This window comes from Rhodoblastus sphagnicola (genome assembly GCF_002937075.1).
GTDB classification, from domain to species: domain Bacteria; phylum Pseudomonadota; class Alphaproteobacteria; order Rhizobiales; family Beijerinckiaceae; genus Rhodoblastus; species Rhodoblastus sphagnicola.
In genome coordinates, this window is sequence record NZ_NHSJ01000052.1 from 1 (window position 1) to 9,314 (window position 9,314).

Genomic DNA, 9,314 nt, shown 5'->3' on the forward strand with positions numbered 1-9,314 from the left:
GCCGCTGGGTGCGACAACATCAAAAACGCCCGCTGGCGCGCCGCCCTCGATCTCAATCTAATCCTCGCTATGCCTCGACTGTATTGAGATGACGTAATGGGCCCGAGCAAACCTGGCCTGGCCAGTGAAGGTGGCAGTCCCCGATACTGGTGACGCGACTCAACGGGGTCCTTGCGGCCCCAAGCAGAACGAGGACTGCCATGGAATATTATGCCGGGCTGGACGTGTCATTGAAACTGGTTTCAGTTTGCGTGGTCGACGAGAAGGGAAAGATCGTGCGGGAGGCGAAAGTCGAGAGCGACACCTGTTCGCTGGTCAACTTCTTCTCCGAACTTGGCTTGCCGTTGGCTCGGGTCGGCCTTGAAGCGGGACCGCTTTCCCAGCATCTTTATGCCGGGCTTGCCGAAGCGGGTTTGGACGCGGTTTTGCTGGAAACTCGGCACGTCAAGGCGGCCCTATCGGCCATGACGGTGAAGACCGACCGCAAGGACGCGCGCGGGATTGCTCAATTGCTGCGAATGGGGTGGTTCCGACCGGTGCATTGCAAATCTATGCCAGCCCAAGAGAAGCGAGCGCTCCTGACGGCCAGGAAGCTTCTCGTTTCTAAACTGATTGACGTCGAAATGTCGGTGCGCGGCATCTTGCGCGAGTTTGGCCTGAAGGTTGGAGCGACGACCAAGAAGCTTTTTGCGGACAAGGTGAGGATGCTGATTGCTGGCCAGACGAGCCTCCAATTGGTGATCGAGCCATTGCTTCGCTGCCATGAATCCCTTCGCAGCGAATTTGCCATCCTTCATCGTCAGTTGCTCGCCGTGGTGCGCAGCGACGAGGTTTGCAAGAGGTTGATGACGGCGCCCGGTGTCGGGCCCGTGGCCGTGCTGACGTTCACCGCCACGATCGATGATCCAGGCCGGTTCTCGTCATCGCGATCGGTCGGCCCTCATTTCGGTCTGACACCAAGGAAATATCAATCCGGCGAGACTGACGTGACCGGCGGCATCACAAAAGCCGGCGATGCAATGACGCGCGGCGCGCTTTACGAAGCCGCGTTCTCGATGCTCTTCAAATCGCAGCGCATGTCGGCGTTGAAGGCGTGGGCGATGCAGGTTGCACGTCGACGCGGTATGAAGCGAGCGGTTATCGCGCTGGCTCGTAAACTGGCCACCGTGCTACATCGCATGTGGGTGGACGGAACCGAATTCCGCTGGACGCGCGAGGCGCTCCGGCGGCGGCCTGATCGCGTCCAGCGGCAAAAATTGTAAGTAATCGAGCAGCCCGAAAGGTCTGCTCCCCGAGGTCCCTTCGCCGGGACGCGGAAGGTCGAGAAAACCGTTTTAGTTCTTGCGCTTCGAGCGCGCTATTGAGATCGGCTCTCGACTTTCCAACTGATGTCATCATGTGGCGGTCACGTGCCGACCACGGACAGAAGCATGATACCGGCGGATGGACAAACGGGGCTTGACACCAATAGGCCCATTACAGAAGAACTAAACAGCCCTGCCTGACCACGCTATCAGGTCGACGAAAATTCGAAAATGGCGTCGCCGTTGTGGGACCCGAGAGCCGAATCGTTCTCGTGATCAAGAATGGCATCCTCGAACGCCGGAAGCACTGTTCGCGCATCGAGAAATTTCGCGAGCTGCAAACTGCGCCGCTTGATCTCGGACAGATCCGCCATGGCGACTTCGCGGATCGTTTTCGCGAGCAATTGCGGATCTTCCGGCTGCGTCAAAAAGGCCGAGCCCCGAAGCATTTGCTCGAGCTCGGTGTCTTTTTCAACGGTTGCTATCACCGGCCGACCGGACGCCAGCATGCCGCCGAGCTTTGAGGGAAGAACGAGGTCTGCCGTATTCTTCAATTGCGGAAGGACGTGAGCATTGGCTGCGTTGAGCAATTCGTTGAACCGCTCCAAAGGCTGGAGCGGCAAGAATGACACGTTGGACAAATCAGAACAAGATTGGACGATGTCAGCTTTGGCTGGCCCATCGCCAGCAATGATGAAATGGATTTTCGCATCATCACGGCAAAGTCTCGCCGCATCCGCGACGACATTGAGAGCCTGCTTTCTGCCGATGTTGCCGGAATAGAGAACAACGAATGTTTCCGGAGCAATTCCGAGCTCCTGGCGGAATGCGTTGGGAGCATCCGGGGCCAGGGGGAAAATGGCGCCAAGATCGACCCAATTACGGATGACGGCGCACCGATCGCTCTCCACCCCTTTCCTCAATAAGGCCTGACGCATTTTGCGGGAAATTGTCACTGTCAGATCAAAACCGCGGAGGATAAACCTCTCAATGGCCTCCGCGAATTTGCGGGTTCTCTCGCCCTTCAGGTGGACCTCAAAGGCAGCGTCGACTTCCAGATCCTGCACGTGCAACACAGTGCGTGCGCCAACGAGCTTTGCGGCGAGCAAAGCGGCGGGAACACTGAAGAGCGTCGGTTCGACACAAAGGACCACGTCGGGCCGGCTCGCCAATATGCGGTAGAAAACGACTGGAGCGGCGAAAGCGGCGAAGGTCAGTGGTGCGAGAATGCGCCAAAGGCCACCGCCATTGGGCTTGCAAATGATCGGGCAACGGCGGACGTTGACGCCACGGATCTCTTCGCGTGAATAAGACAGGAATCTGTAGCCGTCTCCTACCCGCCATCCCGGATAGTGGGGCGGCGCCGTTACGACTTCGACGGAATTGCCGCTTTCCGCGAGAGCGAAAGCGAACTCGCCGGCATACTTGCCGACACCAATGAATTCTGGGTAAAAATTCGCTACATGTATCAGGATTTTCGAAGTTTTGGCTACACCAGCCGATGGAGCTTTATCGGCTGCGGCAACTCGGAAATCCAGCATTTTCAACGCCTCCTTAAACCCATCTGACGCAGTCAACTTTTCGTTACTAGACGATTAGCGTGGGCTTAGCTAGAGGCGATGTTGCCGCGGCGCAAAAAAGACGGCCGTGCGCCTCGATCGGCGGGGCCTTGTCTCCGGTTCAATTTCAGGGACGCGAGAGCAATAGGGCCGCTGCTTCGCATTCGAAGCGGGGCCAAGCGAAAGCTCGCGGCGTGGCTCGGCCCCATTGAGAAATCTGGGCTCCGTGTGTCGCCGGGGCTCCGCGCTCGCCGCGATCGGAGCGAAGCCGCGAGCGCCACCATGTCGTTGGTCTTCGGCTTCGGTTCAGGCGCCATTGCTCTTGTCCCGCGGCTTGACGCGAGCCGCGTTGCCGGCACTCGATGGGCGACGCGTTCGGCTCATCGGGCGATCGCTAAGTCGACGACGATCATGCAGGGCGCGTTTAGGCATGCTGTGGGGTGGGAGAGGCGGTGGCCTGAAATGATAGGCCCGGCAAGAGAAGTATGTCGTCGTGTACAAGACGCGGCGGAAAGAAATTCAAAAACGTGCACGGGACCATCGCCCTGGCCGCCGCGTAACGCGGGGCGCTGTGTCGGCGACGGGTCCAACTAACCGCTCTTATTCATGAAGGCTGAGTTTTCGGCTGGCGGGCGTGGCGCAATGCGCTGATACGGCTTAGGATTCGGTTGCTTACACCCACTCCTCGCGCTTTTCGCACCGGCCACGCCCGCCATGACAGACACTATGGTTCTCCCGTTCTGGTTTCCAGCCGTCGGACGCAAGAAAGTCACAGCCGATTTCGACGGCGGCCGGCTCACTTCCGATGGCGGCGTGATGCTGCTGTCCATGGCCGAGCGACGCCTGGACATCGCGGAGCGGTTGGCGCGCTGCTTTCCCGATGCACGCGATCCCACGCGCATCATTCACACGCTGGCCGACATGATCCGCGCCCGCGTGTTCACCATCGCCTGCGGCTATGAAGACGCCAATGATCTCGAACATCTGCGCAAGGACCCCGCGTTCAAGCTCGCTTGCGGGCGCCTGCCTGACACCGGCGTGGACCTGTGTTCGCAGCCGACCCTGTCGCGGCTGGAGAACGCGCCGTCGCTGAAGGACGCGGTCCGCCTGACCTATGCGCTCGTCGATCAATGGATGGCCTCCTATGACTACGAACCGGCGTCGGTCATCCTCGACATCGACGACACCTGCGATGTCGCGCACGGCCAGCAACAGCTGTCGCTGTTCAATGCGCATTATGACGAACGCTGCTTCTTGCCGATCCATGTCTACGACACCGAGCGCAGTCGCCCGGTCGCCTTCGTGCTGCGTCCTGGCAAGACGCCCGGCGGAGTCGAGGTGCGCGCGCATCTGCGCCGCCTCATGCGCCACATCCGCAAGCGCTGGCCGAAAACGCGCGTCATGTTTCGCGGCGATGGCCATTACGCGCGGCCCGAGGCGATGCAATGGTGTGAGGACAACGGCGTCGACTATGTGTTCGGTCTGCCCGGTTCGAAACCGTTGCTTAAAAAGGTCGACGAGACGGCGGACGCCGTGCGCACCGAACGCGCGACGCTGGGCAAGGACGTCGTGCGCGGCTACGCGCAGACGCGCCACAAAGCCAAATCCTGGAGCCGCGAACGCCGCGCCGTCGCGCGCATCGAGGCCACGACGCTCGGGCTCGACGTCCGCTTCATCGTCACCAATCTGGAGCACGGCTCGCCAGAGTGGATGTACGACAGCCTCTATTGCGCGCGCGGTCAGATGGAGAACCTGATCAAGCTGCACAAGACGCAACTGGCGTCCGATCGCACGTCGTGTCGTTCGGCCATCGCCAATCAGGTGCGTCTGGTGCTGCACACGGCGGCGTACTGGCTGATGCTGGACGTGCGCGACGCCATCCCGAAGCCGCGCGATCTGGCGAAGGCGGAGTTCGCAACCCTGCGGCTCCGGCTCATCAAGATCGCCGCCCGCGTCATCGAAACCGCCAGCCGCGTGCGTCTGGCTTTCGCGGCGGGCTGTCCGGAAGCCGATCTGTTCCGCCGTCTGCCCGAAGCTCTCATGCCGGCCGGCCCGTGACAGGCGGGGCGTGAGCCCCGATCAATCCCCCCGATCTCTCCAGCGCGTTCAAAAAAGTACAGTTCGTCAGGCGGTGAAAAAGACGATCGATGACGCGCGCCATCAGAGCAACCCACACCGAAACCCCGCAAATGCGCAGGCCGCCGTGAATTGGACGGGTTAGCACACGATAGAAACTTCCGGCCTTATGTAGCTGCCGCCACCGTGGCCCTCTGCATGTTGACGCTGCGATCTTCTATGCTTTCAGCTCTTCAGTAATTTTCTGGGAGGGCGCCCATGGTCGCGCAGGTTGTCGCAATCTTGCGAGACAGACGATCTGAACTCGCCGACGCGATCAGTCGTCTTGAGCGTCAAGTTTCTCAGCATCGCGTTGATTTGGACGACATCACGGCGACCATGCGGCTGTTTGATCCGGACGTCCCGCATAAAACTGCAACGATGACGGCGGCGCCGCGCAAGCGCAACGACTGGTTTCGTCCTGGCGAATGCCGTCGTCTGATCTATGACGTCTTGCGCGAGGCGGACAGGCCCTTGACGACGCGCGAGGTGGCCGGGGCCGTCATGGTGACGAAGGCCATGGCTATCGATGACGCCCGCACATGCGAATTGATCTACAAGGCGGTGCACAGCTCGTTGAAACGGGCGAACGACACGATCAAATGCGTCGAAGTGGCCGGGGCTGCCGCCTGGCAGGTGATTTAGGCGGCTTTCGCCCGCTGCCAATATCCGCAGAAATCGACCGACGGCCCAAGGCCCATGGCCAATTCGATCACGCCGTCGGTCTGTTCGCCATTGGAGAGGCGACGATGATTTTCGCGCCAGGCGGCTTCCTGGGCGTATCTGACGAAATAAACGCCGGCGATGTGATGATGATGGCCCAGCTCGCCGCGACGCATGCGGGAGAAGTAAGACTCCGCGCCGTTGGTGCAGGCGCCATTGATGCTGTATCCGTCTTGATGGTTGACCCGTTTCATCGGGAACTTGGCGTGCAAGGGATTCCACGCCGGGCTTTCGTCGGCGTGCACGACGGTTCCCTTTTTGATCCGGCTGCGGATGAAGGAAACCGCCTCGTCTTCAGACGTGAACACCTGGGGCAACGCGCAGCCACCACGTTCGCGCATGACGACGACGACCTTGCGCTTTCCCGACTGGTTTTCGGCGCGCCGACGGTCGACCCGGTCGGCTGCCAGATTTTCGGGCCGGACATGCCCACCGAAATAGGCGCCGTCGATCTCGGCCGTCTTGCCCTCGCCGCCGATCTTCAATCCACGCAGCGCAGCCGCCATCGCTTCCCTCAGCTTGTGCGACAGAACGAACGCGGTCTTGTATTGAACGCCCAAATCCCGGGACAAGGCGAGAATGCTCTTGCCTTTTACCTCATTGCAAAACACCACGATCGCCAAGAGATAGGTCTTCAACGGCAATTTGTGCCAGGCGAACAGCGTTCCCGATGTCACGGAAAAATCGTGGCCGCAGGCCTGACAACGCCACCGCGGATACGTTCCTCGGCGGCAATCGCAGCACGTCGTGCAACCGCAGTCGGGACAGACCGGCTTGCCGTCGGTTTCTGGCCAACGCAGCCGCGCGAAAACGTTCTCGGCGCCTCGATCGGACATCCGCTGGACTTTGCCGATGCTGAGCGAGCGCGCCGCCGCCGACAAAAGGAAATGCTGGGCCATGGGACCACCATAAAAGAACAAACTCAGCGAGGGCGCGGGCAATGTCAAGGGGTGGTGGCGATAGCTACATAAGGCCGGAAACTTCAGCCGGCTCGTGCTGCATTGTAGCCCAAGGAGATGAGCCCATGCCCAATCCCGTCATCCGAGAAGAAAAGCCACCGGCGTGAGTCCGGCTGCCGGAAATAAGAAGCGTCAGGCGCGGTGGGAAACATCCTCGATGCGGACGATGTCGTCCTCGTCGAGATAGGAGCCGGTCTGCACCTCGATCAGCTCCAAGTCGATCTTGCCGGGATTGACCGTTCGGTGGACGCTGCCGATCAGCAGGTAGATCGATTCATTCTCATGCACCATCATGGTGTCGGCGTCGCGGGTGACTTCCGCCGCGCCGCGCACCACAATCCAATGCTCGGCGCGGTGATGATGCTTCTGCAGCGACAATTTGTGGCCGGGCTTGACCACAATGCGTTTGACCTGGTGCCGCTCGCCGCCGTCGATGGACTGGTAATAGCCCCAGGGGCGATAGACACGGCCGTGCTCCCACGCTTCCTTGCGCTTGCGGGGCTTCGTAAGCGTTCCCCGGACACCGTTCTGGCCGCGCGGGGCGCGTGTTTGGTAATGGTTGGGCATGGATAGCAACATCTATGTCTACGCCTATGCGCAGACCTAACCCGAACCAGTTCATTGAGGTCCGCGCCGAGCGGGATTTCCGCAAGGGCCCGGAAGGCCTCGTTTCTCTGGTTCAGGACGCGGGGGGCCGATCCATTCGACGGCTCTCTGCATGTTTTCCGAGCGAAACGAGCCGACAGGATAAAAATTATCTGGTGGGATGGCTCGGGTCTTTGCCTTTTCGCGAAGCGCCTTGAACGTTCGCATTTCTGCTGGCCGACGGCGGGAAGCCACGAGATTCGACTGAGTTACGCAAAAGTCATGACTCTGGTCGAAGGGCTGGATTGGAAGCGGGTTCGCGCGGTCGCCGTTCGGTCGCCGCAGAGCGCCGGCTGATACGAAAAAGATGCGCTTGAATCTCTTGAACTCCCAGGAAACGTTGGAATTTTCACGACAAAATCGTTATCATGCGAAGCATGATCGAGGGCTTCGGCGGACTTCCTGACGACTTTGATCAACTGAAGGCGCTGGCGCTTAGCGCCATGTCCCAGACGTTGAACCTGACCGCGAAGGTCGAGGACCTCACGCAGACGAACGCGGCGGCGAAAGCCGAGATCGACCGGCTGACGTCGATTATCAAGACGCTCCGCCGCGGCCGCTTCGGCAAACGCTCCGAAAAGCTCGGCGCCGCCACGGAGTGAACGGCGCCGAAAAGACGCTTGCGATATACGGGTTTACGAAGCCGGTTTGATGCGCCCCCCGCGTCTCAATTGCTGTTGATCGCCGAGGTTTTGCAAGCACCTCTGTTGGAGTTCTTTGACTTGCTCAATGAGCCGCCGACGACCGCGCCGTCTTCATGGCGCGCGCGCAAAATGTCGGCGATGAATTGGCCCGGTTGGTCAGCGCCTATCTGGCGATCTCCGATGCGCGGAAGCGCCAGCTCGTTCTCGATTTTGTCGAGCGGATGGGCGACGCTGGTTGAACGGCGCCATGCTTGAAACGCCGCTGACGGCTGGCCGCGCATGGTCGCGGGCATTGCGCCGTCGCTGCCGCCGATCCTGGCCTTCGTCGAAGCGGGAGGGCACCCTGTTTGACGGAATGCCAAAATGAAAGGCCGTTTGTCGTCCGCATCGGCCGCGCGTGCAGTTTGGTCGTGACAGCCAGGCAACGCGTCCGGCGACTTTTTGTCGTAATCCTCGCTCGACGCGCCGAACAGCGGAATGAACCCGCCCGGCCTCGCATCAGGCATAGGGGGGCAACTGGAGCAGCTCGTTGATCGTGTCGATGGCCGCCGTTTTGCGTCCCGCGCGAAACATTTCATCGTCTTCGACCGAGGTCTTGACGACGATGGAATAGGCCAGATTCTTTATGGACGCGCGGAACCTGGTCGAATCCGCCTCATGCTGCGCCAATGTCTGGATCAGCGCCTGCAGGACAGCCTTGCAACCCAGAACAGCTCCGGTCGATTCGCCCGCCGCATAGGCGCTCATTTCCTCGTCGGTCGGATCCCCCAATTTATTTTCGTCCTGAAACATTCAAGGTCGCCCTCCCCACTCCGCTGCTGAACATCGATTGTAACGTAAACGACATATCCGAATCTTGATCGGATTCTTACGTGGGCAAAAATAGCGTCATTTTTGCGACTTTTTGTAAACTTCTGCGCTGTTTTTCTGCGGAAAGCGGTTCGCTTAACATTTGACCCGCCGCGACCGCGGGCGGGCGCGTCTCGGGGTGACGAGAAACGGTCGCGGATGAGGCGCCTCGCCCCGCCGGCGCCATTCAGGCTGAACCGCGCCGGGTTTGCCGGAGGCTCCAACTCCCAAGTAGGATGGAGCCGTCATGAGCACTACGACCAACAAATTTTCACCTGAGGTTCGCGCCCGCGCGGTGCGGATGGTTTTGGATCACGAGGGCGACCACGCTTCGCGCTGGGCGGCGATGTCGTCGATCGCGGCCAAGATCGGCTGTTCGCCGCACACCCTGCGTGAATGGGTCAGCAAGGCGGAAGTCGACAGCGGCAAGCGGGTCGGCGTTCCGACCGAGGTCGCCGAGAAGCTGAAGGCGCTGGAGCGCGAGAACCGTGAACTCCGGCAGGCCAATGAGATCCT

General features: G+C 60.4%; 10 protein-coding genes and 1 pseudogene. 6 read left to right on the forward strand and 5 right to left on the reverse strand.

From position 1 onward, the window contains the following. Positions 1-200: 200 nt before the first annotated feature. Complete coding sequence (locus CCR94_RS08205) at positions 201-1,262, forward strand: IS110 family RNA-guided transposase (protein ID WP_104507393.1); 1,062 nt, start codon at positions 201-203, stop codon at positions 1,260-1,262. 251 nt (positions 1,263-1,513) lie between these two features. Here CCR94_RS08205 and CCR94_RS08210 read toward each other — a convergent pair whose 3' ends face one another. Next, positions 1,514-2,845 (reverse strand): WcaI family glycosyltransferase, encoded by a 1,332-nt coding sequence (locus CCR94_RS08210; protein WP_146089906.1) that lies wholly within the window; start codon positions 2,843-2,845, stop codon positions 1,514-1,516. 732 nt (positions 2,846-3,577) lie between these two features. On the opposite strand from CCR94_RS08210, the gene CCR94_RS08215 reads away from it, so the two are divergent. Both CCR94_RS08215 and CCR94_RS08220 read left to right on the forward strand, forming a co-directional pair. Further along, positions 3,578-4,921 (forward strand): IS1380 family transposase, encoded by a 1,344-nt coding sequence (locus tag CCR94_RS08215; protein ID WP_104507395.1) that lies wholly within the window; start codon positions 3,578-3,580, stop codon positions 4,919-4,921. Positions 4,922-5,197: 276 nt separating this feature from the next. Continuing rightward, a complete protein-coding gene (locus CCR94_RS08220; protein ID WP_104507396.1) occupies positions 5,198-5,623 on the forward strand; it encodes a hypothetical protein in 426 nt (141 codons plus the stop codon). Here CCR94_RS08220 and CCR94_RS08225 read toward each other — a convergent pair. Both CCR94_RS08225 and CCR94_RS08230 read right to left on the reverse strand, forming a co-directional pair. After that, positions 5,620-6,600, reverse strand: a complete 981-nt coding sequence (locus CCR94_RS08225; protein ID WP_104507401.1) for an IS1595 family transposase — start codon at positions 6,598-6,600, stop codon at positions 5,620-5,622. The genes CCR94_RS08220 and CCR94_RS08225 overlap by 4 nt on opposite strands. A gap of 192 nt (positions 6,601-6,792) precedes the next feature. Then, a pseudogene (locus CCR94_RS08230) lies at positions 6,793-7,152 on the reverse strand (cupin domain-containing protein); the annotation flags it as partial. Between the two features lie 129 nt (positions 7,153-7,281). Between CCR94_RS08230 and tnpB the strand changes: the two are divergent. Further along, positions 7,282-7,602 (forward strand): IS66 family insertion sequence element accessory protein TnpB, encoded by a 321-nt coding sequence (gene tnpB / locus CCR94_RS08235; RefSeq protein WP_104507398.1) that lies wholly within the window; start codon positions 7,282-7,284, stop codon positions 7,600-7,602. 80 nt (positions 7,603-7,682) lie between these two features. Beyond that, positions 7,683-7,907 carry a hypothetical protein gene (locus CCR94_RS08240; RefSeq protein ID WP_184422099.1) on the forward strand — a complete coding sequence of 75 codons (225 nt, stop codon included), beginning with the start codon at positions 7,683-7,685 and terminating at the stop codon, positions 7,905-7,907. 65 nt (positions 7,908-7,972) lie between these two features. On the opposite strand, the gene CCR94_RS08245 is transcribed toward CCR94_RS08240, so the two are convergent. Both CCR94_RS08245 and CCR94_RS08250 read right to left on the reverse strand, forming a co-directional pair. After that, on the reverse strand, positions 7,973-8,455 hold the full coding sequence (locus CCR94_RS08245) for a hypothetical protein (RefSeq protein WP_104507399.1): 483 nt from the start codon (positions 8,453-8,455) through the stop codon (positions 7,973-7,975). Further along, on the reverse strand, positions 8,448-8,741 hold the full coding sequence (locus CCR94_RS08250; protein ID WP_104507400.1) for a hypothetical protein: 294 nt from the start codon (positions 8,739-8,741) through the stop codon (positions 8,448-8,450). The genes CCR94_RS08245 and CCR94_RS08250 overlap by 8 nt, the downstream gene beginning before the upstream one ends. Positions 8,742-9,045: 304 nt before the next feature. Between CCR94_RS08250 and CCR94_RS08255 the strand changes: the two genes are divergently transcribed. Beyond that, positions 9,046-9,314, forward strand: a 269-nt coding sequence (locus CCR94_RS08255; protein WP_146089907.1) for a transposase, incomplete at its 3' end; no start/stop codon positions are given.